Consider the following 24,940-nt stretch of genomic DNA (forward strand, 5'->3'; position numbering starts at 1 on the left):
GCGGTCTGGACCGCCTTAACGGTCTTGATGGACGGAACGGACTGAGCGATCTGATGCGCACGAATCCTCCTTGCCTGAGGAAGGGTGGCGGCTCGGTACTTCAGTCTGTACAACGTTGTCATCAGGAGTAGTTGGCATAAGAGCACGGCTCCCGACCTCAAGTCCAGACCATGAACACGCTCCCGGCCGGGCAATGACATCGTATGTGTCGGTCACGGCTCGCCCCGGCGGTCGCGTATGAACCCCCGCCAGTGGCTCAGTCGTTGTGCAGCCGCCATATGGTGAGGGCGAGCCTGGCCCGGGTCAGCCCGGTGGGCCCGGTGAGCTCGATGTCCAAGGTTCTGGCGAGCTGTTCGACCCGGCGGGCGACGCTGCTGTGGTGCAGATGGAGCAGGTCGGCGGCCCGGCGCAGGGAGCCGGTGGCGCAGTAGGCGTCCAGCACCTCCATGTCATCCGCATTGCCGGCGATACGGCCGATGGCGGCCACGTCGGCGTTGTCGAGTGAGGCGTCCCGGGGTATCTCGGCCAGAAGCGCCAGCGCGCCCAGATCGGCGTGGCGGACGACGGGTTCGCGCGCGGTGGTGAAGCGGAGGGCGGTGCGGGCCTGCCGCCAGGATCGGTCGGGGCTTCCGGCGGCGCCGATGCCCGCGTGTACGTCCGCCGGAAACCGGGCCGGGTCCACGGTGGTGGCCAGGATGACACCCACGTCGGCGAGCGGCGCCGCCTTCACCGGGCGGGCCGGGCAGATCAGGCCGCCGATCCGGTCGAGCGGGAGCCGTGAGCGTACGGCGACGACATGGACCGGCAGATCGGGGGCGAACCCCAGGAGCCGCAGCGCCCGCGCTCTGGCCGCCTCGTCGCTGCCTGCGCTGATCGCCAGTTCGACGAGGGCGGGGTCGGCCATGGTGGTGCGGGCCGGGCCGTACCGCTCGACGGCCGCCGCGGCGGCGATGGCGAGCCGGTCGAGGAGGACTTCGTCGAGCGGGCCCGGCGAGCCGGGGCGTTCCAGCCACACCGTGCCGATCTCCTCGTCGTCGAGGGTGATCGGCGCCGTGGTGGACGCGGGCTGCTGCGGAGTGGACGCCTCCGTGCCATGGGGTGAGACGCGGATCGTCCGTCCCGTGCCGTGCAGCCGTATCCCGGCGACGCATTCGGCCAGGCCCGCCGAGGCGCGGGCGAGCGCCGGCAGATCCACCCGTCGGCGCATCAGCGTGTCGTAGAACGCCACGATGCGGATCGCGCCGTCGACGTACGGATCGAGTCCCGACAGCCGTACGGCCAGTGCCTCCATGGCAGAAGGATAGAAGGGCGGGGAGACGGGCAGGGGCGCCGGTCGGTGCGTGATCGGGGCGGGATGCGCGACGGATGGCGGATGACCCCTCGCGGGACGGCCGTGAGGATGGTCGTCATGGATCCCGAACTCGAAGCATTCATTCCGCTGTTCCCCCGGACCGATCTGACCGAGCCGGCCACCGCACGCACGAGCTTCGCCGGGTTGGCCGCCGCGGTGCCGGTACCGGACACCGCGGACATGGAGGTCGAGGACCGTACGGTGGCCGCCGATCCGGACGTGGCGGTGCGGATCTACCGGCCGCATCAGGCGCAGGGCGCCGTCGTCTGGCTGCACGGCGGCGGATTCGTCATGGGGAACCTGGACACCGAGCACCCGTGGGCCGCCCGGATCGCCTCCGGCTCCGGCGCGGTGGTGATCTCGGTGGCCTACCGGCTGGCCCCCGAACATCGCTTCCCGGCCGCCCTGGACGACGCCTACGCCGTGCTGAACTGGACGGCCGAGCACGCGGCCGAACTCGGCGTCGACCCGGCGCGGATCGCGGTCGGAGGCCACAGTGCCGGCGGCGGGCTCGCGGCCGCGCTGGCGTTGCGGGCGCGTGACGAGCGGGGGCCCGCGATCTGCTTCCAGTTGCTCAACCAACCGGGGCTCGACGACCGGCAGGAGACGTGGTCGGCGCGGAACTTCACGGACACGCCCTGGTTCACTCGCGACAAGGCCACCACCGCGTGGCGGCAGTATCTGGGCTCCCAGGCCGCGACACCGTACGCCGCCCCCGCGCGGGCCGCCGATCTGTCCGGCCTGCCACCGGCCTACATCGCCACCGCGGAGCTGTGTCCCAACCGCGACGAGGACATCGCGTACGCGCTGCGCCTGCTGCAGGCGGGCGTGTCGGTCGAACTGCACCAGTGGCCCGGCACCTTCCACGGATCGCAGGCGATTCTGTCCGCCGAGGTCTCCCAGCGGCAGAACGCCGAGCTCGGCGCCGCCCTGCGCCGCGCCCTGAACGGGGCCCTGAACGGGGCCCTGAACGGGGCCCTGAACGGGGAAATTCCCCGATGCACTCATGGAGCATGAAAGGACGGATGTCTTGAGAACCGAACCCAACGAGGCATACGACGTGATGGCCGACGGCGCGAGTTCGTCGACCGATCTCGATCCCGCGGAGCTTCAATCCGCCCTGGACGGTGTCCATCGGGCGGGGATGCCGGGGGTGTTCGCCGAGGTGCGCGACGGCGGCCGGACATGGCGCGGCGCTTCCGGGGTCGCCGATGTCGAAACCGGCCGTCCCGTCAGCCCCGAGATGCGCCATCGCGTCGGCAGCATCACCAAGACCTTCACCGCCGCCGCCATCATGCAGCAGGTCGAGCGGGGTCGGATCGAACTCGACGCGCCGATCGGCGGCTATCTGCCGCGGCTGGTACCGGGAGAGCGCGGCAGCGAGATCACGGTGCGGATGCTGCTCAACCACACCAGCGGCATCTGTGACTACATCCCCTCCGCGTTTTCGTCCCTCCGTGGTGTCCCCTCTCTGTCGGACATCTCGCCCGAGAAGGTGGACGACAACCGCTTCCGGCAGTTCGACCCGGCCGAGCTGATCGAGATGGGGCTCGCGGCGCCGCCCGTATGCGAGCCCGGAGGCCCTAAAGGGGTGTACTCCAACACCAATTACGTGCTCCTGGGCCAACTCCTGGAGCAGGCGACTGGTAGCCCGGCCGAGAAGTACGTGACCGAGAATGTGATCGAGCGCGCCGGGCTCCGGCACACCGAGTTTCCGTCCGGCACGCATATCGAGAGCCCGCACCCACGGATATACGAGGCCCTGCACGGCCTGATCGACCCGCCGCGCGACTACAGCGTCTACAACATGTCCTGGGTGTGGCTGACGGCGTCTTTGATATCGACCATGGAGGATCTCAACCGTTTCTTCGGCAAGCTGCTCGACGGCGAGATCGTCGACCAGTCGTCGCTGGCGGAGATGCAGCGCACGGGCCCGGTCCGCGCCCTGGACGGCACGACGGTCGACTACGGCTTCGGTCTGCACAAGGTCAGCACCCCGGACGGCGCCACCTTCTGGGGCAACACCGGCACGGTGTGGGGAGCCGGAACGATGTCCCTGACCCGGGCCGACGGCGAGCGTCAGATGTCCGTCGCGATCAACCTCATGAGGTGGAACAAGCCGGACTCCTCGGGCAAGCCGCAGCCCCACCCCATCGACGACGCGCTGTCGACGCTGTACCGGCAGGCGATGTGCGGTACCGCAGACGCCCCGGCCGAGAAGACCTCGTAGGGTACGGACCGGCCCGACAGCGGCGGACGTCAGTGGTGCTGGGCCTCGACCGGGGAAGGTGGTGTCCTGCTCATGTACCAACCGTCGCAGCGGGGCCCGACGAGGTCCGACGGCCAGCCCGCCGTCTCGACGGCGGCGTCGTAGACGGCGTCGCCGAACGCGACGATGGACTGGTGCGGGTTGGGTGTGTCCCTGAGCGTGGCCCACGGCAGCAGAACCAGACCGGCGTCGGGATTCCAGGCCGCGCCGTCGACCCCCCAGGACCGGCCCTCGAGGCCGTCCGGCTGGGGCCAGATGTAGGCGTACATGCCCGCATCCGGCGCATCGGGGGTGCCGAAGGCGAATCCCACCGCCATGTACTCCTCGATCTGGGCGTTCTTGAGAAACGCCGGGCCATGGGTCGGTGGCGCGGTGGGCCGTCCGCGGTGGCGTGTGGCGGAGAGGTCGAAACCGCCCCACATCACACCGACCCGGGGGCGGTGGCCTTGGAAGGGCGCCTGCCACGCCTCGAGCCCGCCGGCGGCGAGGTTCAGCGCGCTCCAGATCAGCCCAGCGATGCGGTCATCCCAGTGGCGTTCGACGCGATCGTCTCCGAAGGTCGCCGGGGCACCGGGAATCTCGCAGATCAACGAGGAGCCCGGGCGGCGAATGCCGAGGTCGCCCACCGCGTGGCAGAACGACGCGTAGAACGCGGACAGCGATTCGTCGAACAACGGCACGGTGCGTGTGCCCGAGTCCGCCTCGATGACCACGTCGCCGTCGAGCAGACGATAGTGCACGGTGAAGGTCACATCTCGCTTCCGGAGCGTTGGTGTCCTGAGCCCACGGGGTGTGACATCGAGGACGATGTTTCCCCAGCCGACTTCGAAGGGCTCGTCGAGGGTGTACTTGCCCGCGACCTGCACCAATCGATTCACGAAGGCGACCATGGGAGCCAGTTCCTCGTAGACCAGCCGTGGCCATACGCGGATGGATGTGCTCACGACGAACCTCCCAACTCATCGATGGGAACGGCGAGTCGCCCGGGCGACACCGCGATGGACCGCGATGGCACCTCATACCCATTCTGCTACGCCGACCGGGATTTCTCCTGGCCGACCATGGTGGTGGGCCTGACGATGTGGTCGAAGTCCTCCGCGCTGATATAGCGCGACGCCAGTGCGGCCTCGCGTAACGTGGTGCCCTCGTCGTCGGCCTTGTGGGCGATCGCCGAGCCCCTGTCGTAGCCGATCACCGGGGAGAGCGCGGTGACCAGCATGAATGACCGGTCGACATAGCTGTCGATCTGGTCCCGGTTGAGCTCGGCGTCCTCGATGCAGTACTCCCGCGTCTTGGGGCAGGCGTCGGCGAGGATGGGTGCAGAGTTCAGAAAGTTGTTGATGACGACCGGACGCATGGCGTTGAGCTCGAACGACCGGGCCATCAGTGTCCTGGAGATCGTGGCTCAGCGCGGCGAGGCGGGTGTCAGCGAGGTCGCCACGGAGCTCGGCGTCCATAATCAACCGCGTTCCGCATCATTGGGGCGCTGGAGGCGCATGGCCTGGTCGAGCAGGCAGCCGAGCGAGGGAAATACCACCTCGGCTTTGGCGTCGTGCGGCTGGCCGGCGCGGTCACCGGACGCATCGACGTCATCCAGCAGAGCCGTACGGTCTGCGAGCGCCTTGCCGAAGAGCTGGGCGAGACGATCAACATCTGTGTGCTGCGGGAACACTACGCGGTCAACCTCTACCAGGTGCGCGGACCCGGCGCGATCGGCTCGCACAACTGGGTCGGCCAGCTCACCCCGCTCCACGCCACCTCCAGCGGGAAGCTCCTGCTGGCCCATCTGCCGGCCCGGCGGCGCGCCGCACTGCCGGCGGAGGGCGGTATGAAACGGGCGACACCGCGGACCCTGACCAGCGTGGTGACGTTGGAGAAGGACCTCGCGGCGGCCCTGGAGCGCGGGTACGCGATGGCGCTGGAAGAGTTCGAGGTCGGGCTGCACGCCATGGCCGCTCCCATCCGCTCCCAGAACAACGAGGTCATCGCGGCGATCAGCGCGTCGGGACCTGCGTACCGCTTCACCGAGGAGCGTATGAAGGAACTCGCTCCCGCGCTGCTCAAGGGCGCCGAGGAGATCAGCCACCGCATGGGTCACATGGGTTGATCTTTTCCCTCGGCAATTGCCTCTCGACAGTTACCTCTCATTGAGAGGTAACGTGGAGGCATGGCTACAGAGGAGTTCCCCGACTCGTTCGCCGATGTGCTGGCCGGAGTCCAGCGGCTGATCCGGCGGCGGCTGCGGGCCGGAATGACGGAGCCGCGGCTGCGCGGTGCCCAGGTGGACCTGTTGCGGCTGGTCGTGGCCAGTCCCCGGATCCGGGTGTCGGCCGCGGCCAAGGAGCTCTACCTCGCGGGCAACTCGGTCTCCACCCTGGTCAACCAGCTGATGAAGGCCGGCTATCTGCACCGCGAGACCGACCCCGAGGACCGGCGCTCCGCGCTGCTGACGGCCACCCCCGCCGCCCGGGCCCGGCTGCGGGAGTGGCAGGTACGGCGTGGCGCGCTGGTACGCGAGCAGGTGGCGCGGCTGTCCGAGAGCGACCGGGTGGCGCTGGCCGCCGCCGTTCCGGCGCTGCGCAAACTGGCCGAGAACCTTCATGAGGAGGTGGATGGGATATGACCGACGTCCGGGAAACCACCGCTCAGCCCGCGCTCGTCTGCGAGGGGCTGCGGTACGCGTTCGGGGAGACCAAGGCGGTCGACGGCCTGGAGCTGTCGGTCCGGCCGGGCGAGGTCTTCGGGCTGCTCGGCCCCAACGGAGCGGGCAAGACCACCGCGATCCGCTGCATCACCACCCTGCTGCCGGTCCCCGCGGGCATGGTGCGGGTGTTCGGACACGACGCGGCGAAGGAGCGGATGGCGGTCCGCAGGCTGCTGGGCTACGTACCGCAGCAGCTGTCCGCCGACGCCGGGCTCACCGGCCGGGAAAATGTGGAGCTGTTCGCCCGCGTCTTCGACGTCACCCGCCGGGAGCGGGCCGCCCGCGTGGCGCGGGCGCTGGAGGCGGTCGACCTCACCGCGGCGGCCGACCGGCTCGCCAAGACGTACTCCGGCGGCATGGTCCGCCGCCTCGAACTGGCCCAGGCACTGGTCAGCGCGCCCCGGCTGCTGATGCTGGACGAGCCGACGATCGGCCTCGACCCGATCGCCCGCACCAGCGTATGGGAGCACATCAACGCGGTACGGACGGCCACCGGGATGACCGTGCTGGTCACCACGCACTACATGGACGAGGCCGACCAGTACTGCGACCGGGTCGCGCTGATGCACCGCGGCCGGATCCACGCACTCGGAACGCCGGAGGAGCTGCGCTCCGAGCTGGCCGACCGCCGCCGGGCGGAGGGCAAGGCCGATCCCGCGCCGACCCTGGAGGACGTCTTCCGGGACGTCGCCGGCCGCGGTCTCGATGAGCAGGGACTCGATGAGCAGGGAGGAGACTTCCGCGATGTCCGAAGCACCCGTCGCACCGCGTCCCGGGTCGGCTGAGACCGTCGGGCTCGCGCCGGACGGCCGGCCCGATCCGCTGCTGACGCCGCCGCGCCCCCGCACCGGCTGGCGGATGCTGCCCGCGCGGGTCGGGGCGATGTGCGTGGTCGAGCTGCAGAAGCTGCGGCACGACCGCACCGAGCTGTACACCCGGGCCGTCCAGCCCGCCCTCTGGCTGCTGATCTTCGGTGAGACCTTCACCCGGCTCAAGGCCATACCGACCGGCGGCACACCGTATATCGACTATCTCGCGCCCGGCATCATCGCCCAGTCCGCGATGTTCATCGCCATCTTCTACGGGATCCAGATCATCTGGGAGCGGGACGCCGGGATCCTCACCAAACTGCTGGTCACCCCGACCCCGCGCGCCGCCCTGATCACCGGCAAGGCCTTCGCCGCCGGGGTGAAGGCGCTGATCCAGGCGGTCGTGGTGATCGTCATCGCGGCGCTGCTCGGGGTGGCGCTGACCTGGAATCCGCTGCGGCTGCTCGGGGTGGCCGTCGCGGTGATCCTGGGCTCGGCCTTCTTCTCCTGTCTGTCGATGACCATCGCGGGGATCGTGCTGACCCGCGACCGGCTGATGGGCATCGGGCAGGCCATCACCATGCCGCTGTTCTTCGGCTCCAACGCGCTGTATCCGGTGGCGCTCATGCCCGGCTGGCTCCAGGCCGTCAGCACCGCCAATCCGCTGAGCTACCAAGTCGACGCGTTGCGCGGACTGCTGCTCGGCACACCGCACCATCTCGCACTCGACTACCTCGTCCTGGTGCTCGCCGCGGCGGCCGGTATCGCGGCGGCCTCCTCGCTGCTGGGGAGGCTGGCGCGCTGACCGCGGGCTGCGAAAGTCGGCCCCCGCGTCGACAAGGCAAGAACCCACACGGTACTGATGGGACATGAGCTACGGCAGCGACAGCGGTGGACGCGCGGGACGCGCGGGAATCGAGGGGTGGCTGATAGGCGGCCGTTACCGGATCGCCGAGCGTATCGGCTCCGGCGGCATGGGCACCGTATGGCGGGCGCATGATGAGCTCGTCGACCGTGAGGTCGCCGTCAAGCAGCCGAAAATCTCCGGCGACCCCGAGGATCCCGCCTTCCACCAGGCCGCCGAACGCCTCTACCGCGAGGCCCGCGCCGCCGCGCGCGTCGAGCATCCCGCCGCGGTCGCCATCCACGACGTGGTCGTCGAGGACGGGTTGCCCTGGATCGTCATGGAGTTGGTCCGCGGCGAGGCCCTGGACAAGGTGCTGCGGCGCGGGGCTCTGCCGCCCGCCGAGTCCGCGCGGATCGGTCTCGCCGTCGTGGAGGCCCTGTCGGCCGCGCACTCCGTCGGTGTCATCCACCGCGATGTGAAACCCGCGAACGTGCTGCTCGGACAGAACGGCCGGGTCGTGCTCACCGACTTCGGCATCGCACACATCCTGGGCGAGGAATCCCTCACGGCCAGCGGGGAGTTCGTCGGATCGATCGAGTTCATCGCCCCGGAACGGATGTCGGGCCGCGGCGCCGGTGCGGCGGCGGACCTGTGGTCACTGGGGGTGGTGCTGTACGCGGCCGTCGAGGGCTGGACCCCCTTCCGGCGGGACACGCTCGAGTCCACGCTCGCCGCGATCCTGGCCGCCGAGCCGCCCGAGCCCGGGCGGGCGGGGCCGCTCGGGCCCCTGATCCTGCGGCTCCTCGCCAAGGAGCCGGACCGGCGGCCCGACGCGTCGTCCGCCGCGGCCACGCTGCGGGCGGTGGCCGAGGGGCGGCCCGCACCGGACGGCCCCGAACCGTTGGTGGCGACCCAGCACGGCTGGCAGCTGGCGGAGTTCGGGGAGAGCACGGGGAAGGCGGGGCCGGCGCACCGCCCGCCGCGGTCGCACCCGCTCACGTCCACACCATCGGCCCCGCCCCCAAGCCCCCGTACGCCGCCAAGCGCCGATACACCACCGGACAGCTGCTCGCCTTCGCCCTGGTCGGCGTGGTGGCCGCCGGGGGCGCCGTCTGGGCGGGGGTCACCGCGGGCGACGACGGAGCGAAGTCGGTGGCGGAGAAGACCACCGGCCCGAGCGCGAGCGGCAGCCCGTCGCCGCGCCCCGGCACCTGGACCGCCCACCGCGAGAAGCGATTCGACGCGATCGTGTCGGTGCCCGCCGGCACGGCCGAGTACGACCGCTCGGACTCCGGCGCGGACCACCGGAACCCCTCCCAGTGGGTGGCCTACGGCGACAAGACCGTCCAGCTCCGGCTGACCCGCAAGGAGGCGGTGCCCACGACCATCAAGGAGTGGGCGTCGGAGGCCACCTTGTCCTGGGCGGACGACAATGCCCAGACGCTGTACAGCCCCACCAGCTTCCACGGCTACGAGGCCATGGTCACCGACACCACGTACGAGGTGAAGGACAAGAAGTATCGGTCGATGCAACTGCTGATCACCACAGGCGCCCAGGAACACTACGAGCTGCGCGTGGACATGCCGAAGGGAGGAAAGGACGAGAGCCGGGGCCACCTCCTGTTCACCGGAGCCCGCGCCCGACTCAAGGTCGGCAAGGCCATGGTCAGCCCCTGAACGGGCACGCGACGGGGCCGCCACGTCGTGCGTAACTCGTACGTATCGCGGCGGCCCAGCACGCGGATCAGTACGGCGAAGTGGTCGCCGACCAACATGGCGTGGCGGACGTTGTGGGTGACGAGGATGACCGCGACGCCCTTGGCCCTGGCCTGCATGATGATCCGCAGGACATGGGCGGCCTCCTTGACGCCGAGGGCGGCGGTGGGCTCGTCGAGGATGAGGACGTTGGTGCCGAAGTAGACGGCGCGGGCGATGGCCAGGGCCTGGCGCTCACCGCCGGAGAGGGCGCCCACGAGGCGGTTGCCGTCGGTGACACGGGTGATGCCCAGCGACTGCATCTCACGGACCGCGATCTCGCCCGCGAGTTTCTTGTCGGAGAACTTGAACGGGCCCCATCCCTTGGTGGGTTCGGCGCCGACGAAGAAGCAACGGCCGACGCCCATGAGCGGGAAGGTGCCGCCGAACCACACCCGCCCCGGCATCATCGAGCGCGGCGAGGTGCGCAAGTACTTCGAGTACCTGGGCCAGTACGCCCACCAGCGGCAGCTCACCACGATGCTGTGGGACGCCGGGCAGTTCCTGAACCGCAATGAGCTGCAATGGCGGGACCCGGAGCTGTTCGCCCAGATCAAGTCGAGCTGGACCACCCGCTCGGGAACGGCCTCCAGTGACATGGTGTTCCTCCCCAAGTCGGGCGCCATCACCAGCCAGACGCTCACCCTGAACCCGAACGGCACCGACTTCCAGGGGCTTCGACACGGCAACCGCGACCTGGTGAAGGGCGAGGACTACACCGTCTCCGGCGACCGGCTCACCCTGACGGCCGCCGCCCTCAGCCGGCTGGCCGGCGACCGGGCATACGGGGTCAACGCCACGCTGGAGGCCAGATTCTCCCGGGGCGTCCCCTGGCGGGTCGACGTGATCACCTACGACCCCCCGGTGCTGTCGAACGCCACCGGGAGCACCGGCTCCTACGCCATCCCCACCCAGTTCCGGGGCGACATGCTGGCGACGATGGAGGCCAGATACGACGACGGGAGCAACGCCGGCCCGGCCGACTGGACCCCGTATCAGCAGTGGGACACCGCGTTCTCGGCGTACACCGGCGACTCCATCAAACTGACCCCCGACTTCTTCAACGCGGTCAAGGACGGCTCCCGGGTGACGCTGACCTTCGACTTCTGGAGCGGCGCCTCGGTGACCTACCACGTCACCAAGACGGGAACCTCGGTGACCGGCACCCCCGGCTGACCCGGCAGCGCCGCCCGTCATATGGTTGAAGGCGACGTTGGAAGCCGTGTCCGCCACCCGGGGGACCGGCGCCTGCCCACCCGGCCGGCCCTGTTCCCCGAAGGCGGTACACACGCGGGACAGAGAGGTTGAGCGATGCCTGCAGGATCCAGCCGCAAACGGGAACGACAGTACGAACACATCAAGGAGAGCCAGGAAGAGCGGGGTACTCCCACCTCCCGGGCCAAGGAGATCGCCGCCCGTACCGTGAACAAGGAACGTGCCCGATCGGGCGAGGCCAAGACCGCGAGCAAGACCTCCCTGCGGGACCCGAAGTCCGCGCCGGAGCGAGGCGGGCAGCGGTCGCACAGCGGGGCCAAGGGCCCCACCCGTGACCAGCTGTACAACGAGGCCAAGCACCGCGGTATCGAGGGCCGCTCCCATATGACCAAGGAGCAGCTGGCGAAGGCGCTCGGCCGCTGACGGCTACGCGTACGCGCTGACCTGTCACAACGCAGCGGCGGCGGCTGTCCGCCGCTGCGCAAAGGGTTATGCATTCAAAGTGCGGACGCTTGGCGGTGGGGTGGGCGGTGAGGAGGGATGACGGTGGACGACGCTGCCCCGGCCCCGCCCATACCATGGGTGCTGAGGGAGTACGCCGTCCTCGCGGACGGGGAGCGCGGCGCCGTGGTGGGGCCCCGTGGCGAGGTGGTGTGGCTGTGCGCGCCCCGCTGGCACGGCGACGCCGTCTTCTCCGCCCTGATCGGCGGCGCGGGGGAGTACACCGTAGGCCCGCGGGACGACTGGAACGCCTGGGGCGGCGCGTACGAGGACGGCACGCTCATCCACGTGGGCCGCTGGATCACCGGCGATGCCGTGATCGAATGCCGCGAGGCGCTGGCGATGCCGGCCACCCCGGACCGGCTCGTCCTGCTGCGCCGCATCCGGGCCGTGAAGGGCAGCGCCCGGATGCGGCTGCGGCTCGATTCCCGCCCCGGTTTCGGCGCGCACCCCATGACCGGCGCCTGGGCGCACGACGGTGTGTGGTGCGCCTCCGGCGGAGGGCTGCATCTGCGCTTCACCGGCGCCGAAGGCGCCACCCCCACCCCCGGAGGAGGCGTGCACGGCGAGCTGACCGTACGGGAAGGCGCCGAGCACGACCTTGTCCTCGAGCTCTCGGCGCGGCCGTGTACCCAGCCCCTGGAACCGGTACGGCTGTGGCGCGCCACGGAAGAGTGCTGGGCGGCCGCCGTCCCCGCCTGCACCGACCTGGCCGCGGCTCGCGACGCCCGCCACGCCTACGCCGTACTGCGGGGCCTGACCAGCGAGTCCGGCGGGATGGTCGCCGCCGCCACCACCTCGCTCCCGGAGCGGGCCGGTGCCCGCCGCGACTACGACTACCGCTTCGCCTGGGTCCGCGATCAGTGCTACGCCGGACTCGCCGTGGCCGCGCACGGCCCGCACCCGCTGCTGGACACCGCTGTCGGCTATCTGACCGAACGGCTGCTCGACGACGGCGACGCGCTGCGCCCGGTCTACACGGTCACCGGGGCCGAGGTCCCGGGGGCCCGGTCGTTGTCACTGCGCGGGTATCCCGGCGGCAGCGACCGGATCGGCAACAGAGCCGGTGCCCAGTTCCAGCTCGACACCTACGGTGAGCTGCTGCAGCTCTACGCGGCGGCCGCCCGCCTCGACCGCCTCACCCCCGAAGCCCGGCGCGCCGTCGATGTGGCGGTGGACGCCATCGAGCACCGCTGGCCGACACCGGACGCCGGTCTGTGGGAGCTGGAGGACCGGTGGTGGACCCACTCCCGGCTCTGTGTGGTGGCCGGGCTGCGCTGCCTGTCCCGCGCGCTGCCGGGCCGCGCCGCGGCCCGGTGGGACACCCTGGCCAGTGCCGTGCTGCGGGAGACCCGCCGGCGCTGTCTGGCCCCGGAGGGGCACTGGACCCGCGCCGAGGACGACGCCGGAGCGGAGGCCGGCCTGCTGCTTCCGCTCGCCCGCGGCTGCCTCCCCGCGGAAGACCCCAGCGGTCCGCGAACCCGCCGGTTCATCGAGGACCGGCTGGCTCAGGACGGCTATCTCTACCGCTTTCGCCACGGTGACACACCGCTGGGCGAGACGGAGGGGGCGTTCCTGCTGTGCGGCTTCATGATGGCACTGGCCGCCCATCACGAGGGCGACTCCATCGGCGCGTACCGCTGGTTCGAACGCACCCGCGCGGCCTGTGGCGCCCCCGGCCTGTTCGCCGAGGAGTACGACGTCGGCCAGCGACAGCTGCGCGGCAACCTGCCCCAGGCGTTCGTCCACGCCCAGCTGCTGGAAACAGCGGCCCGCCTCGGGGAGCGGCGGTAGCGCATCGCGAAGGAGGCATGGTGATGCATGACGACGACGAAGCGCCGAGGCCCGACGGCCGTGCACCACCGTCCGGTCGCGAGGAGACCCGGGAAGAGCGGGCCGACCGCAAATGGGCCGAGTTGCTGCAGGAGGTGAGGGTGACGCAGACGGGCATGCAGATCCTGTTCGCCTTTCTGCTCACGGTCGCCTTCACCCCACGCTTCCAGAGCCTGAGCCACGCGGATCGGACCATCTACATCGTGACGGTCCTCCTGGGCGCGGCAGCCAACGGCGCGCTCATCGCACCGGTCTCCTTGCACCGGATCGTCACCGGGCGTCGGCTGAAGCCGGAGACGGTGCATATCGCGGCCCGCTTCACCGTGGCCGGGCTGGTGCTGCTGCTGTGCACGGTGGTGTCGGCGCTGCTGCTGATCCTGCGCGTCGTCGTGGCCGACGTCACCGCGCTCTGGCTGACGGTCGCGGCCCTGGTGTGGTTCGTGGGCTGCTGGTTCGCCCCCGCGGCCTGGCTCTTCCATCGCCACCGCAAGGATCACTGAACGGGCGCGAAGCCATCGGGGCGGGGCCGACGACGCGTCGGCCCCGCCGCCTTGCGACGGGGCGCCGATCGCCGGATCAGTTGTAGCCGAAGCCGGGCGGCAGCGGCCGGTTCACAAAGAGGTCCAGGGGGAAGGCGTCGCCGAGCACGCGGTAGCCCTCGGGGTTGAAGTGCAGATGGTCACCCACGTCGAGGTCCGGGCGGAGGCGCCGTGGATCGTCCGTGTCCCGGGCCGCCCTGTCCAGGTCCACGACCGCGTCGAAGCGGCCGCTCGTACGTATCCAGTCATTGACCCGCTGCCGTGTCGCTTCGCGGTGGCCCGCCGCGTCGTCGTAGTCGTGGTTGCCGCCGAACGGTGTGATGGTGGCCCCGTAGACGCGGATCCCCTGCGCGTGGGCGCGCATGATGATCTGGTCGTAGGCGGCGATGAGCCGGTCCGCGACGTCCTTCTGGGCGTCGGGGGTGGCAGGGGCGGTCCCGATGTCGTTGACGCCTTCGAAGACGATCAGAGAGGTGACGCCGGGCTGTACCAGGACGTCACGGTCCACACGGGAGAGGCCGCCCGGACCCAACCCGTCCGTGAGCACCCGGTTCCCGCCGGCCGCCTGGTTGAGCACCGCGGTGTCGGACGTTCTGCGGTCCGTACGCAGGCGGGCCATCAGCCGGTCCGTCCACCGGTCGTTCTGGTTGGTGGTGGAACCCCTCCCGTCGGTGAGCGAGTCGCCCAGCACGGCGGTGGCCCGGGTGCGCGCCGGCGACCATGTCTCCACACCGCTCAGGAAGTACCAGTGGTCGACCGAGGCAGCCCCCGCCAGGTCCGTGGCCTCGACGTGGTCGCCGCGCAGCATGTACGAGGTGGTGCGCGAACCAGGGTGGGAGGTGATGGCGGTCGAGTGCTGGCCCGTCGCCAGATAAGCGGTCACGGTGAGGTTCGAGCCCGCCGCCAGCTTGAAGTCCAGCGGGTCGGACACCACCTGTGCGCCCGTCGGCACGGTCGTCGAGGCACGGCCGTGGAAGGTGACCGGCCGGGATGTGCCAGGTCTGATCGCGCTCACCCCGGCCCTGCCGTCCACGGGAAGGGCCACGGAGACGCGGGTGATGGGCAGCGGCGCGCCGCCGAAGGCATTGGAGAAGCGGAGCCGCAGATGGCTGCCGCCCACCGACACATGCACGGTCTGCCGGAGTGTGCTGTCGGCAAAGACCGTGCCGTCCTGGGTGTACGGCGCGGGCGGCATGTTTCCCGGCTCGGTCAGCTGGGGCATGGCGGCCCAGGTGCCCACCCAGTGGGTGCCCGCGGGCGGTGCGCCCGCGCTTCCCCCGGCCGGTGCGGTGTGCGTCTCGCTCTCCTCGGCCCCCTGGGCGCCGGACACCAGCATCACGATGGGCAGAACGGCGGCGGGCACAGCCGCCGCCAAGAGACCGAGTCTTCGCGTAATTCTTCGCACGGACCATCCTTTCCCGACCGGTGGCCACGACTCCCGACCGGTGGCCACGACGATGTGGACGCACCCCACCCTTCCCACCCGTGGCCTGAGGTACACGGTCCCCGGCCGCTCGGCCGCCTGCCGAGGTCTGACCGTCGTCGAGGAGCCGGAGCCGACAGCGCCCGAGCCAGGCCAAGTGCTCATCCGCACCACGGCTTTCCCGGTGCACCCCGGCGATCTCCAGGCCGTCGAGGCCTACCCCGGGGAGGCCGCAACGCCCGTTCCGGCCGGTGTGGAAGCCACCGGCGTGGTGGCGGCCATCGGCCCGGGAACACCGGTCGCGCCGGGTGTGGAGGTCGGCGGCCGGGTCACCGTCCTCCCGCATCCGGGGGCTTGGTTCCAGTGGATCGTGGCGGACACCGAGGTGGTGGTCGCCGTACCGGACGAACTGCCGGACGAGGTGGCCGCGCAACTGCTGGCGAACCCGCTGACCACGGTGATGCTGCGCCGTGCGGCACAGGAGCACCCGGCCTTCGGATACGACGGTGTTCTGGTGCAGACCGCCGCGGGCTCATCGGTCGGGCGGCTGGTGACGGGCGTGTCCCAGTTCCACCACTTCGGGCTCGTCAACGTCGTCCGCAGCGACCGCGGCGCCGCCGAGCTGCGCAGGCGGTTCCCGGACGTGCCCGTCGTCTCGACCGAGCATCCGGGCTGGACCGACGCGGTCCGCGAGGCGGCCGGTGGCCGGCCGGTGAGTGTGGCCCTCGACCCGATCGGCGGGAAGCTGGCCGAGAGCCTTCTGGACCTGCTGACGCCGGGCGGGAAGCTGGTCAGCTACGGGCTGATCGCCGAGGAGCCGATCCCACTGCACGCGTCGACGCTGCTGAACAAGTCGCTGACGCTGCGGGGCAAGAACATCGGCCGTTGGCTGTCCGAAGCCTCCGCCGAGAGGCGGGCATCGGACGTCGCCACCGCCCAGCAGATCGCGCTGGGGCTCAAGGACCAGTTCGTCGTGGCCGCCGAGTACGGCCTCGGCGAGCTGACCGACGCCGTCGAACACGCGGTACGGCCCGGCAAGGTCGGCACCGTCCTCGTCCGCCCCTGACAGCCACCGGGTCCGGGAGGGCCGGGTCGTCATCGTCGGCGCGTCGCCGGCCGGACTGCGGGGCGCGGAACGGGGCCGCTACCAGTGGGACGGCAGCGACACCGCGACGCGAGCGCGCTCCATCGCGGTGAACGATGTGCGGCACGGGGCCGGGCGGGGCGCGCGGTCAGACGGCGGTGCGGCCGCCGTCGACGGGCAGGACCGCGCCCTGTACGAAGCTCGCCCCGTCGTCGGCCAGGTACACGATCGCCGCCGCGACCTCCGCGGCCGACGCGGCCGTCGGGCGGGTGCCTGGGCGGCCAGGGTCTGCAGTTCTCCTCGGTCTGGGCGGTGGTCTCGGTCCGGGTGGGGCCGACCTGTACGGCGTTCACCGGGACGTCGACCCGGCCGCCACCCCGTGTCAGCGCGTCCTGCGCAAACCGCCGCACCGCCTGCGCGTCGCGTAGGCCCGCGCCCACGAAGTCGGCCCTCCCGCCGCGCTCCCGGATGGCCCCGACCACCGCCTCGCCGCGGGCCGCGTCGCGCCCGGCGACCAGCGTGTGCGCGCCGCGCTCGGCCGGCGCTTGTGCCGTGGCCGCGCCGATGCCGCTGGTCGCCCCGGTCACGGGCGCGACCTTCCCCCGCATGGACGGTGACGTCATGGCCGGTTCCTCCCAGCGGTCAACTCCCAGCAGTCAACTCAATCGGGTTGGATCTTGTTGCCGTCCGGCAGATACCACTGGTGTGGTGCGATCAGTTCGTCGATGGCCGGTTCGGGGCCCCAGGAGCCGGGGGCGTACGGCTTCAGCGGCGGCGGGTTCTCGAGGAGAGGGGTCGACGCCGCCCAGATGTGCTCAATGCCGTCGGACCCGGTGAACAGCGACCTGTCGCCCAGCATGGCGTCCAGAATCAACCGTTCGTAGCCCTCGAGCCCGTGCTTCTGGCAGAAGGAGCCGCCGTAGCGGAAGGTCATCGTCGCCGGTCCGAGCCGCATGGTGGGGCCGGGCTCTTTCGCGAGGAAGGTGGCGGCGATCCACCCGGGGTCCTTGAAATCGATCACTATCCTGTTGCCCTGGTACGTGTCCTGTTGGCCGAGGTCGGTACGGAACATCCGCAGGGGCGGTTCGCGCAGGCCCAGGGTGATCACCTCGCGGCCCTGGGCGAGGTTCTTGCCGGAGCGCAGGTGGAACGGGACGCCGGCCCACCGCCAGTTGTCCACCTCCAGCCGCAGCGCGGTGAACGTCTCGGTCTGTGAATCGGGGGCGACACCCGCCTCGTCGCGGTAGCCCTCGTACTGGCCGCGTACGACCTGCCCGGGTTCGATGGGGCGCAGCGCCTCGAAGACCTTGGCCTTCTCGTCCTGGAGCGGCTGGGCGGCGAGCGAGACCGGCGGTTCCATCGCCACGATGCCGAGCACCTGGATGAGATGGGTGACGATCATGTCGCGGAAGGCTCCGGTGCCTTCGTAGAAGTGGGCGCGGCCCTCGAGGCCGAGCGTTTCGGGGACGTCGATCTGCACGTAGCTGATGTGGTCCCGGTTCCAGATCGGTTCGAACAGGCCGTTGGCGAACCGGAAGGCGAGAATGTTGTCCACCGATTCCTTGCCGAGGAAATGGTCGATGCGGAAGACCCGGGATTCGTCGAAGACGGAGTGGATCGCCTCGTTGAGCGCCTGCGCTGAAGCGAGATCGGTGCCGAAGGGCTTCTCCACGATCACTTTCCCGTTCTCCGCCAGGTTCGTATCGCCGAGCATTCCGATGGTGGATGCGAACGCGGAGGGCGGGATGGCCAGATGGAACAGTCTGCTCGGCTGCCCGCCGAGGGAGTCCTCGGCCGTCCGTACGGCCGCGAGCAGCGGGCCGGGATCCTGGGCGTCGGCCGCGCCGTACGACAGCGAGTCCGCGAAGGACTGCCACACCGGCCCGGACGGCTCGGACCGTCCGAAGGTGGTGACCGCGTCGTGCGCCAGGGCGCGGAAGGCGTCGTCGCTCAGCGCGGACTTGGCACGGGACGAGCCCACGATGCGGTAGCCGTCCGGGAGGAGGCCCGCCGCGGCGAGATGGTACAGCCCGGGGAGGAGTTTGCGCCTGGCGAGGTCGCCGGAGGCGCCGAAGAGCACGATGACGTGGTTGTCCGGGCGGGTGGTCATGGCCGGCTCCGCTTCTCGGCGTGTCCGCCGAACTCACTGCGCATGGCGGACAGGATCCGGTCGCCGAACTCGCCCAGACCGCGGGACTCGAACCGGTCGGTGAGCGCCGTGGCGATCACAGGCGTGGGTACGCCTTCGTCGATCGCCGCTCGTACGGTCCAGCGGCCCTCACCGGAGTCCGAGACGCGCCCGGTGAACTCCTCCAGCTGCGGGGACCGGGCGAGGGCGTCGGCGGTGAGGTCGACGAGCCAGGAGCCCACGACCGAGCCGCGGCGCCACACCTCGGCGACCTCGCCGACATCGATCTCGTACTGATAGGCATCCGGCTCGCGCAGCGGCGTGGTCTCCGCGTCGGCGGTGCGCTTGCGCAGCCCGGCGTCCGCGTGCTCGATGATGCTGAGCCCTTCGGCGATCGAGGCCATCATTCCGTACTCGACCCCGTTGTGAACCATCTTCACGAAGTGTCCGGCGCCGCTCGGACCGCAGTGGAGATAGCCCTGGGGTGCCGTGCCGTCGGCCCGTCTGCTCGGGGTCGGCTCGGCGGAGCCGGTGCCGGGCGCGATGGTCCGGAAGATGGGGTCGAGCCGGGCGACCGGCTCCCGCTCACCGCCGATCATGAGGCAGTATCCGCGGTCGAGTCCCCAGACCCCGCCCGAGGTCCCGCAGTCCAGATAGTGAATGCGGCGAGGAGCGAGTTGCGCCGCGCGGGTGATGTCATCGCGGTAGTAGGAGTTGCCGCCGTCGATGACCGCGTCGTCGGGGTCGAGGAGTTCGGCCAGCTGATCGAGGGTGGGCTGGACGACGGCGGCGGGCAGCATGAGCCAGGCGGCCCGTGGCCGCTCCAGCTTCGCCACCAGGTCGCCGAGCGAGCGGGCGGCCACAGCGCCCTCGCCTTCCAGCTCCCGTACGGCGCTTTCGTCGAGGTCGTAGACCACACAGCGGTGGCCGTCGCGCATCAGCCGGCGCACGAGGTTCGCGCCCATCCGGCCGAGCCCGATCATGCCGAGCTGCATGGGGGTGTCGGTAGCCATGGTGCTCTCCTGCGGGACGTTGTGGGACGGCCCTGGCGATGGGCCCTGGCGATGGGCCCTGGCGACGGGCCCTGGCGCTTGAGGGCGCGATAGCGACGGATGAGGGCGTTGGACGACGAGTCGTGGGCGAGTTGTTCAAGCGCCTTCCAGGACGGCTTCTGCCGCAGGGAGTCGATGGACATCTCACGGACCTCCTCAGCCCGGAGCCACCAGCTCGCGCGCCACCTGAGAGACACGCTCAGGGGTGAATCCGAACTTGCTGAGCAGCTGTTTGAGGGGTGCGGAGGCGCCGAAGGTGTGCATACCGACGATGGCCCCGCTGCTACCGACGTACCGGTCCCAGCCGAGCGTGGAGGCCTTCTCCACCGCGACCCTGGCCGTCACCGCAGGCGGCAGCACCTGATCGCGATACTCCCGCGGCTGGCGGTCGAACAGCTCCCAGCACGGCATGCTCACCACCCGGGACGCGACGCCCTCGGCGGCGAGTTCGTCATGCGCGGCCAGGGCCGGCGACACCTCGGAGCCGGTGGCGAGCAGGATCACCTCGGGCTCGCCCGGGGACGCGTCCGCCAGGACGTAGGCACCCCGCGCGACACCACTGGCCGCCCCGAGCCGATCGCGGTCGAGGGTGGGGAGGGGCTGGCGGGAGAGGACGATCGCGGCCGGCTCCCTGCGCAGGGCGGTGACCAGGCGCCACGTTTCGACGACCTCGTTCGCGTCGGCGGGCCGGAAGACGAGCAGCCCGGGCGTCGCGCGCAACCCTGCCAGTTGCTCGACGGGCTGGTGCGTGGGTCCGTCCTCGCCGACCCCGATGGAGTCATGGGTGAAGATGTGCAGGGTGGGGATCTCCATCAACGCGGAGAGGCGGATGGCCGCCTTGGCGTAGTCGGAGAAGATCAGGAACCCGGACCAGTACGGACGGAGCTTCGTCAGCGCCATGCCGTTGGCGACGGCGGCAGCCGCGTGTTCCCGGACACCGAGGTGCAGATTGCTCCCGGACCGGTCGTCGGGCTGGAAGTCGCCCGCGCCGCCGAATACGAGGCGGGTCTTGGTCGACGGCGCCAGATCGGCGGACCCGCCGAGGACCCAGGGCACCGCCGTGGCCACGGAGTTCAGCACCTGGCCCGACGAATCGCGGCTCGCCAGACCCTTGGGATCGGCCGGGAAGCTGGGCAGCGCGTCCTCCCAGCCGTCCGGGAGCCGCCGACGCTGGATCCGCTCCAGCTCCTCGGCGAGATCGGGGTGTGCGCCGCGGTAGGCGTCGAACGTCTTCTCCCAGCCGCTGCGCAACTCCGCTCCCCGCGCGCCGATGCCACGCGCGAACCAGTCGGGCACACCGTCGGGGATGTGGAAGTCGGCGTCCGGCGGAATGCCGAGAACACGCTTGGTGGCTCTGACCCCCTCCGGCCCGAACGGCGCTCCGTGTGCCTTCGGTGAGTCCTCGACCGGCGAGCCGTAGCCGATGTGGCTGTGTACGAGGACCAGGGTCGGACGCTCGGCCTCGGTGCGGAAGGTGTGGAAGGCGCGGCTGATCTGATCGAGGTCGTTCGCGTCGGCGACGGTGGTCACGTTCCAGCCGTAGGCCAGAAAGCGCGCGGCGACATCCTCGGTGAAGGTGATGTCGGTGTGGCCCTCGATGGTGACCCGGTTGGAGTCGTAGATCCAGCACAGGTTGGACAGCTGTAGGTGTCCGGCCAGCGAGGCCGCCTCGGATGAGACGCCCTCCATCATGCAGCCGTCCCCGGCGAGCGCGTACACGTCGAAGTCGAAAAGCGTGAAGTCCCCGCGGTTGAACCGCGCCGCCAGCCACTGGCCGGCGATCGCCATGCCGACGGAGGTGGCGACCCCCTGCCCCAGCGGGCCCGTGGTCGTCTCGACGCCGCTGGTCCACCGGTACTCGGGATGGCCCGGGCAGCGCGAATCGAGCTGCCGGAACGACTTGAGATCGCCGAGGGTCACCGCCGGACGGCCCAGCACCTCGTAGTCGGGGTCGACCGTGCGGACACCGGTCAGGTACAGAAGCGACCAGAGCAGGGTGGAGGCATGGCCCTCGGAGAGCACGAAACGGTCGCGGTTCGGCCAGATGGGATCGGCGGGATCGAAGCGCAGAAACCGCTGCCAGAGGGTGTACGCGACGGGCGCCATCCCCATCGGAGTTCCTGGGTGCCCCGAATTCGCCTTCTGGACCGCGTCCATGCACAGTCCGCGAATCGTGTTCACCGACAGCGTGTCCAGGTCGGTCATCGCCACGCCGCCCTTCCGTGCTCTCGATGCACCTGGGTTGGAGGCTTGGCCACGCGTGGACCCTCTCATTCGCCCACTTTCACCAGCCTAGGCTTGCCCGTACCCACCCTCAACTCAGGTCTCCTCAGCGCCGGGCTCCCGGGGGTATGTACGGACGCGGCATGGCGACGATGTCGGCGACCGGCCGGCTTTCGGCCCTTCACCGGACCCATCGCGCACTCTGGAAGGAAGCACATGCGATCGCAGGCGCGACCGCCGCGTCCGACGGTGCACCCCGCAGGCGGTCTCGAACCGGAGGAGAACGAGCCATGGCCGGACCGGTAGCAGTGCTTTTCGATATCGACGAAACCCTCGTCCACACCGGAGATTCGGGAAGGCGCAGCTGGGCCTGGGCCTTCGATCAGTTGCACGGTGTAGCCGCCGATATCGGAAAACACACCTCGGCGGGGGAGACGGATCCGCAGGTCGGCCGGGAAACGTTCCATGCCGTGCTCGGCCGGGAACCCGGTCACGACGAGCTGGCCCGGCTGTACGCCGCGTATCTGTGGCATCTGTCGGAGGACATCTGGGCTTCCAAGGGTTACCGCGTGCTGGACGGCGTCGAGGAAACCCTGCGACGGATCGCGGACGCGGGCGTCATCCTCGGGCTCATCTCCGGCGCGATGGAAGGTGCGGCCAGGATCAAGATGGAACCGGGCAAGCTCGGCCGCTACTTCGTCTTCGGCGCCTATGGCTCGGACTCCCCGGACCGGGCGGAGATCACCCGCATGGCGATGGCCAAAGCCGGTCGGCTGCATGGGCGCGATCTGACCCGTGACGAGGTGTACGTGGTCGGGGACACCCCTCGCGATATCGAGGCCGCGCACGCGGCACACGCGACCGGGGTCGGCGTCGCCAGCGGCCACTACACGGTCGAGGAGCTGAGTGCCGCCCAGGCCGACCATGTGCTCATGGCGCTGACCGAACCGTTCCCGCAGATCTGAAAACCCCGCTTCGACGGCGCGCCCGAGTAGCCGCATTACGGCCGGCGTGTTGTCCGGGCACGCTGTTGGCCTCGGCGAGCGCGCCACCTGCCGTGGTCAGTTCGACTGCCGACGGGCCTGCTTCACCTCGCGGTCGACGGCCCAGGCGTCGGCGACCGGCCCGAGGTGGCCGAGCTTATCGGGGTTGATGACCGTGCGGATGGTCTGAATCCGCCCGTCGAGCACATCGAGGGCCAGGGTGTGGAGCACCTTGCCGTCCCGGTCACGGAAGATGGCACCGGGCTGGCCGTTGACCTCGTGCGGCTCGAACGTCACGTCGATCCGGATCATCAAGGGGAAGACCGTGCCCAGCACCCGGGCCACGTTCTCCGCGCCCATGATGGCCTTGGCCAGCTGCGGGGCCTTGCCGCCGCCATCGCCGACCAGTTGTGCGTCGGCGGCCAGCAGATTCTGCAGCCCGCCCACATCGCCGTCCTTGAGGGCGTCGAAGAACCGCGTCGCCAGTTCCTGCCGCTCCTGCTGGTCCGCCTCGAACCGCGGCCGTCCGGCCTCCATATGCCGCCGCGCTCGCACCAGCAGTTGCCGACACGCCGCCTCCGAACGCCCCACCGCCGCGGCGATCTCGTCGAACCCGAAGGCGAACACCTCGCGCAGCACAAACACCGACCGCTCCAGCGGGCTGAGCCGCTCCAACAGCAGCAGCGCGGCCATCGACACCGAGTCGGCCAGCTCCGCCGCCCGCGCCGGGTCCTCGTACGGATCGCTCAGCAGCGGCTCGGGGAACCACGGTCCGACGTACTCCTCCCGCCGCACCCGCGCGGAACGCAGCACATCGATCGAGATCCGTGTCACCGTGGTCGACAGAAAGGCCTTGGTCGACGTGGGCCGGGTCGTCGAGCCGTCAAAGCGCAGCCATGTCTCCTGCACCGCGTCCTCGGCCTCGCTCACACTGCCCAGAATCCGGTACGCGATCGAGAACAGCAGCGGCCGCAGCTCCTCGAACTCCTCGACCTTGCTCACGCCGGATCCCCTTTCGTAGAGGCCCTTCCACCCGGCCGTACTCGCCGGCGCGGGCATTTTTTGGTGATCATCCGGACCACCGGCAGGCCAGGGTAACGCCCCCGGTTGACCCTGATGTGTTCTCATCCGTGATCGTCAGCGGCTTTCACCCCTGAGACGAGGCAGCCCCACCCTCTGTGACACTGCCGCATGTGACCTGCATCTCCCGGTCGCCGGTGTGCGTCAGCCGAGAAAATAGTGTGCCAAGCGCGAGATGTCCGACAGCCGGTGTCGGTGTCCGCGCCGGCCAGCGGCGGGTCCAGCGGGAGGCATGGGGTGCGGGCCCGCCATGGAACGTGCGAGCCTGCGGTGCGCGTGCTTCGGTTGGCACATAGGCGATGAAACGGATGCAGCTCCTCGATGGGAGGTCAGGCCATGAAGATCGCAGTCATCGGTGGTACCGGGCTGATCGGATCACAGGTCGTGAAGAAGCTGAACGCTGCCGGTCACGGGGCGGTGCCCACTCGAAGTCGACGGGAGTCGACGTCATCACGGGCGAAGGGGTGGCGGAGGCCGTCGCCGATGCCGACGTCGTCGTCAATCTGACGAACTCCCCGACCTGTCCACCCATTCCGGCGATCCGCTGCCCACGCTGCTGGCCGACGCCGGACTGCCCGCCGTGCTGTTCGCCCGGCCCGTACGGCCGGTCGCGCTCAGCCATGTCGACCTGGCGCACTGGGACGGAGGCCGCCTCGCGGCCGAGCGGCTGCTGGCCCGGGGGTGCCGGAGGGTGGCCACCGTGTCGGGGCCGTCGACCGTGTCCGCCAGTCAGGAGCGGCTCGCCGGATTCCGCGACACCATGGCCCGCGGGGGCCATCCGTATGTTCCGGTGGCCGAGGGGGGCTTCACGCTGGGCAGCGGGGTGACGGAGATGACGGAGCTGCTCGCCGAACACCCCGATGTGGAGGGGGTGTTCGCGGCCAATGACCTGATGGCCCAGGGAGTCTGCCAGGTGCTGAGGGAACGCGGCCGACGGGTGCCGGACGACGTCGCGGTCGTCGGCTTCGACGACTCCGGCGTGGCCACCACCTGCCGGCCGCCGCTGACCTCGGTGCGCCAGCCGGTGGAGGACATGGCGGCGACGATGGCCCGGCTGCTCGACGAGCACGTCCGGGGCATACGCACCGAGCCGACCTCGGTCCTCTTCGAACCGGAGCTGGTGGTACGGGAGTCGGCGTAGCCA

At 70.4% G+C, this 24,940-nt stretch carries 23 protein-coding genes and 4 pseudogenes; 16 read left to right on the forward strand and 11 right to left on the reverse strand.

The window, feature by feature from the left end; all coding sequences use genetic code 11:
* Positions 1-256 precede the first annotated feature (256 nt).
* A complete protein-coding gene (locus ACH4U7_RS12205; RefSeq protein ID WP_398527867.1) occupies positions 257-1,291 on the reverse strand; it encodes a helix-turn-helix domain-containing protein in 1,035 nt (344 codons plus the stop codon).
* Positions 1,292-1,408: 117 nt separating this feature from the next.
* Here ACH4U7_RS12205 and ACH4U7_RS12210 point away from each other — a divergent pair, with 117 nt between their 5' ends.
* Together ACH4U7_RS12210 and ACH4U7_RS12215 are read left to right on the forward strand one after the other, a co-directional pair.
* Positions 1,409-2,368: an alpha/beta hydrolase gene (locus ACH4U7_RS12210; RefSeq protein ID WP_398527868.1), complete on the forward strand. Its 960-nt coding sequence runs from the start codon at positions 1,409-1,411 to the stop codon at positions 2,366-2,368.
* A gap of 13 nt (positions 2,369-2,381) precedes the next feature.
* Entirely contained in the window at positions 2,382-3,581 is a 1,200-nt protein-coding gene (locus tag ACH4U7_RS12215; RefSeq protein WP_398527869.1) for a serine hydrolase domain-containing protein, read from the forward strand.
* A 29-nt stretch (positions 3,582-3,610) separates the two neighbouring features.
* On the opposite strand, the gene ACH4U7_RS12220 is transcribed toward ACH4U7_RS12215, so the two are convergent.
* Both ACH4U7_RS12220 and ACH4U7_RS12225 read right to left on the reverse strand, forming a co-directional pair.
* Positions 3,611-4,564 (reverse strand): DUF5996 family protein, encoded by a 954-nt coding sequence (locus ACH4U7_RS12220; protein WP_398527870.1) that lies wholly within the window; start codon positions 4,562-4,564, stop codon positions 3,611-3,613.
* Positions 4,565-4,650: 86 nt separating this feature from the next.
* Positions 4,651-5,004 (reverse strand): hypothetical protein, encoded by a 354-nt coding sequence (locus ACH4U7_RS12225; RefSeq protein WP_398527871.1) that lies wholly within the window; start codon positions 5,002-5,004, stop codon positions 4,651-4,653.
* Between ACH4U7_RS12225 and ACH4U7_RS12230 the strand changes: the two are divergent.
* From ACH4U7_RS12230 to ACH4U7_RS12255, 6 genes and pseudogenes are all read left to right on the forward strand, one after another.
* Positions 4,982-5,727, forward strand: a pseudogene (locus ACH4U7_RS12230) (IclR family transcriptional regulator). The gene ACH4U7_RS12225 and the pseudogene ACH4U7_RS12230 overlap by 23 nt on opposite strands.
* Positions 5,728-5,787: 60 nt before the next feature.
* A complete protein-coding gene (locus ACH4U7_RS12235) occupies positions 5,788-6,243 on the forward strand; it encodes a MarR family winged helix-turn-helix transcriptional regulator (RefSeq protein ID WP_398527872.1) in 456 nt (151 codons plus the stop codon).
* Entirely contained in the window at positions 6,240-7,109 is an 870-nt protein-coding gene (locus tag ACH4U7_RS12240) for an ABC transporter ATP-binding protein (RefSeq protein ID WP_398527873.1), read from the forward strand. The genes ACH4U7_RS12235 and ACH4U7_RS12240 overlap by 4 nt, the downstream gene beginning before the upstream one ends.
* Positions 7,069-7,938 carry an ABC transporter permease gene (locus ACH4U7_RS12245; RefSeq protein ID WP_358635108.1) on the forward strand — a complete coding sequence of 290 codons (870 nt, stop codon included), beginning with the start codon at positions 7,069-7,071 and terminating at the stop codon, positions 7,936-7,938. Before ACH4U7_RS12240 ends, ACH4U7_RS12245 begins: the two co-directional genes overlap by 41 nt.
* A 64-nt stretch (positions 7,939-8,002) precedes the next feature.
* Complete coding sequence (locus ACH4U7_RS12250; RefSeq protein WP_398527874.1) at positions 8,003-9,340, forward strand: serine/threonine-protein kinase; 1,338 nt, start codon at positions 8,003-8,005, stop codon at positions 9,338-9,340.
* Positions 9,304-9,657 (forward strand): hypothetical protein, encoded by a 354-nt coding sequence (locus ACH4U7_RS12255; RefSeq protein WP_398527875.1) that lies wholly within the window; start codon positions 9,304-9,306, stop codon positions 9,655-9,657. The genes ACH4U7_RS12250 and ACH4U7_RS12255 overlap by 37 nt, the downstream gene beginning before the upstream one ends.
* Here the strand turns inward: ACH4U7_RS12255 and ACH4U7_RS12260 are convergent.
* Positions 9,543-10,103: an ATP-binding cassette domain-containing protein gene (locus ACH4U7_RS12260; RefSeq protein WP_398527876.1), complete on the reverse strand. Its 561-nt coding sequence runs from the start codon at positions 10,101-10,103 to the stop codon at positions 9,543-9,545. The genes ACH4U7_RS12255 and ACH4U7_RS12260 overlap by 115 nt on opposite strands.
* Between ACH4U7_RS12260 and ACH4U7_RS12265 the strand changes: the two genes are divergently transcribed.
* The 4 genes from ACH4U7_RS12265 to ACH4U7_RS12280 all read left to right on the forward strand — a co-directional run bounded on the left by ACH4U7_RS12265 (position 10,102) and on the right by ACH4U7_RS12280 (position 13,784).
* A complete protein-coding gene (locus ACH4U7_RS12265) occupies positions 10,102-10,911 on the forward strand; it encodes a X2-like carbohydrate binding domain-containing protein (protein WP_398527877.1) in 810 nt (269 codons plus the stop codon). The two genes, ACH4U7_RS12260 and ACH4U7_RS12265, sit on opposite strands and share 2 nt — an antisense overlap.
* Before the next feature lie 135 nt (positions 10,912-11,046).
* On the forward strand, positions 11,047-11,373 hold the full coding sequence (locus tag ACH4U7_RS12270; RefSeq protein WP_385609952.1) for a plasmid stabilization protein: 327 nt from the start codon (positions 11,047-11,049) through the stop codon (positions 11,371-11,373).
* Positions 11,374-11,490: 117 nt separating this feature from the next.
* Positions 11,491-13,245, forward strand: a complete 1,755-nt coding sequence (locus tag ACH4U7_RS12275; RefSeq protein ID WP_398527878.1) for a glycoside hydrolase family 15 protein — start codon at positions 11,491-11,493, stop codon at positions 13,243-13,245.
* Positions 13,246-13,268: 23 nt separating this feature from the next.
* On the forward strand, positions 13,269-13,784 hold the full coding sequence (locus ACH4U7_RS12280) for a DUF6328 family protein (protein WP_398527879.1): 516 nt from the start codon (positions 13,269-13,271) through the stop codon (positions 13,782-13,784).
* Between the two features lie 76 nt (positions 13,785-13,860).
* Here ACH4U7_RS12280 and ACH4U7_RS12285 read toward each other — a convergent pair whose 3' ends face one another.
* Entirely contained in the window at positions 13,861-15,159 is a 1,299-nt protein-coding gene (locus tag ACH4U7_RS12285; RefSeq protein ID WP_398527997.1) for an SGNH/GDSL hydrolase family protein, read from the reverse strand.
* A 109-nt stretch (positions 15,160-15,268) separates the two neighbouring features.
* Here ACH4U7_RS12285 and ACH4U7_RS12290 point away from each other — a divergent pair, with 109 nt between their 5' ends.
* Complete coding sequence (locus tag ACH4U7_RS12290; protein WP_398527880.1) at positions 15,269-16,312, forward strand: zinc-binding dehydrogenase; 1,044 nt, start codon at positions 15,269-15,271, stop codon at positions 16,310-16,312.
* 166 nt (positions 16,313-16,478) lie between these two features.
* On the opposite strand, the gene ACH4U7_RS12295 is transcribed toward ACH4U7_RS12290, so the two are convergent.
* The 5 genes and pseudogenes from ACH4U7_RS12295 to tkt all read right to left on the reverse strand — a co-directional run bounded on the left by ACH4U7_RS12295 (position 16,479) and on the right by tkt (position 21,715).
* The gene (locus ACH4U7_RS12295; protein ID WP_398527998.1) at positions 16,479-16,556 is read right to left on the reverse strand and encodes a hypothetical protein; all 78 of its coding nucleotides are present in this window, start codon (positions 16,554-16,556) and stop codon (positions 16,479-16,481) included.
* Positions 16,557-16,689: 133 nt separating this feature from the next.
* A pseudogene (locus ACH4U7_RS12300) lies at positions 16,690-16,953 on the reverse strand (SDR family NAD(P)-dependent oxidoreductase); the annotation flags it as partial.
* A 38-nt stretch (positions 16,954-16,991) separates the two neighbouring features.
* Entirely contained in the window at positions 16,992-18,440 is a 1,449-nt protein-coding gene (zwf, locus tag ACH4U7_RS12305) for a glucose-6-phosphate dehydrogenase (protein ID WP_398527881.1), read from the reverse strand.
* On the reverse strand, positions 18,437-19,471 hold the full coding sequence (gene gnd / locus ACH4U7_RS12310; RefSeq protein WP_398527882.1) for a phosphogluconate dehydrogenase (NAD(+)-dependent, decarboxylating): 1,035 nt from the start codon (positions 19,469-19,471) through the stop codon (positions 18,437-18,439). The genes zwf and gnd overlap by 4 nt, the downstream gene beginning before the upstream one ends.
* Before the next feature lie 195 nt (positions 19,472-19,666).
* The gene (tkt, locus tag ACH4U7_RS12315; protein ID WP_398527999.1) at positions 19,667-21,715 is read right to left on the reverse strand and encodes a transketolase; all 2,049 of its coding nucleotides are present in this window, start codon (positions 21,713-21,715) and stop codon (positions 19,667-19,669) included.
* A gap of 308 nt (positions 21,716-22,023) precedes the next feature.
* On the opposite strand from tkt, the gene ACH4U7_RS12320 reads away from it, so the two are divergent.
* The gene (locus ACH4U7_RS12320; RefSeq protein WP_398527883.1) at positions 22,024-22,698 is read left to right on the forward strand and encodes an HAD family hydrolase; all 675 of its coding nucleotides are present in this window, start codon (positions 22,024-22,026) and stop codon (positions 22,696-22,698) included.
* Positions 22,699-22,794: 96 nt separating this feature from the next.
* On the opposite strand, the gene ACH4U7_RS12325 is transcribed toward ACH4U7_RS12320, so the two are convergent.
* Positions 22,795-23,718, reverse strand: coding sequence for an RNA polymerase sigma-70 factor (locus ACH4U7_RS12325; RefSeq protein WP_398527884.1), 924 nt, complete (start codon positions 23,716-23,718; stop codon positions 22,795-22,797).
* 414 nt (positions 23,719-24,132) lie between these two features.
* Here ACH4U7_RS12325 and ACH4U7_RS12330 point away from each other — a divergent pair.
* Positions 24,133-24,317 (forward strand): annotated as a pseudogene (locus tag ACH4U7_RS12330) (NAD-dependent epimerase/dehydratase family protein); the annotation flags it as partial.
* A pseudogene (locus tag ACH4U7_RS12335) lies at positions 24,317-24,937 on the forward strand (LacI family DNA-binding transcriptional regulator); the annotation flags it as partial. The pseudogenes ACH4U7_RS12330 and ACH4U7_RS12335, both read left to right, overlap by 1 nt.
* Positions 24,938-24,940: the final 3 nt, after the last annotated feature.

Source organism: Streptomyces sp. NPDC020845 (genome assembly GCF_044334165.1).
GTDB lineage: Bacteria > Actinomycetota > Actinomycetes > Streptomycetales > Streptomycetaceae > Streptomyces.

What these genes read in the sequence shown, in the direction of transcription:
- ACH4U7_RS12250 (WP_398527874.1), top strand. Translation starts at nt 8,003, where the DNA reads ATGAGCTACGGCAGCGACAGCGGTGGACGCGCGGGACGCGCGGGAATC.
- ACH4U7_RS12280 (WP_398527879.1), top strand. Translation starts at nt 13,269, where the DNA reads ATGCATGACGACGACGAAGCGCCGAGGCCCGACGGCCGTGCACCACCG.
- ACH4U7_RS12320 (WP_398527883.1), top strand. Translation starts at nt 22,024, where the DNA reads ATGGCCGGACCGGTAGCAGTGCTTTTCGATATCGACGAAACCCTCGTC.
- ACH4U7_RS12240 (WP_398527873.1), top strand. Translation starts at nt 6,240, where the DNA reads ATGACCGACGTCCGGGAAACCACCGCTCAGCCCGCGCTCGTCTGCGAG.
- ACH4U7_RS12245 (WP_358635108.1), top strand. Translation starts at nt 7,069, where the DNA reads ATGTCCGAAGCACCCGTCGCACCGCGTCCCGGGTCGGCTGAGACCGTC.
- ACH4U7_RS12270 (WP_385609952.1), top strand. Translation starts at nt 11,047, where the DNA reads ATGCCTGCAGGATCCAGCCGCAAACGGGAACGACAGTACGAACACATC.
- ACH4U7_RS12260 (WP_398527876.1), bottom strand. Translation starts at nt 10,103, where the DNA reads ATGGGCGTCGGCCGTTGCTTCTTCGTCGGCGCCGAACCCACCAAGGGA.
- ACH4U7_RS12265 (WP_398527877.1), top strand. Translation starts at nt 10,102, where the DNA reads ATGAGCGGGAAGGTGCCGCCGAACCACACCCGCCCCGGCATCATCGAG.
- gnd (WP_398527882.1), bottom strand. Translation starts at nt 19,471, where the DNA reads ATGGCTACCGACACCCCCATGCAGCTCGGCATGATCGGGCTCGGCCGG.
- ACH4U7_RS12285 (WP_398527997.1), bottom strand. Translation starts at nt 15,159, where the DNA reads ATGCTGGTGTCCGGCGCCCAGGGGGCCGAGGAGAGCGAGACGCACACC.
- ACH4U7_RS12275 (WP_398527878.1), top strand. Translation starts at nt 11,491, where the DNA reads ATGACGGTGGACGACGCTGCCCCGGCCCCGCCCATACCATGGGTGCTG.
- tkt (WP_398527999.1), bottom strand. Translation starts at nt 21,715, where the DNA reads ATGACCGACCTGGACACGCTGTCGGTGAACACGATTCGCGGACTGTGC.
- zwf (WP_398527881.1), bottom strand. Translation starts at nt 18,440, where the DNA reads ATGACCACCCGCCCGGACAACCACGTCATCGTGCTCTTCGGCGCCTCC.
- ACH4U7_RS12205 (WP_398527867.1), bottom strand. Translation starts at nt 1,291, where the DNA reads ATGGAGGCACTGGCCGTACGGCTGTCGGGACTCGATCCGTACGTCGAC.
- ACH4U7_RS12225 (WP_398527871.1), bottom strand. Translation starts at nt 5,004, where the DNA reads ATGGCCCGGTCGTTCGAGCTCAACGCCATGCGTCCGGTCGTCATCAAC.
- ACH4U7_RS12235 (WP_398527872.1), top strand. Translation starts at nt 5,788, where the DNA reads ATGGCTACAGAGGAGTTCCCCGACTCGTTCGCCGATGTGCTGGCCGGA.
- ACH4U7_RS12210 (WP_398527868.1), top strand. Translation starts at nt 1,409, where the DNA reads ATGGATCCCGAACTCGAAGCATTCATTCCGCTGTTCCCCCGGACCGAT.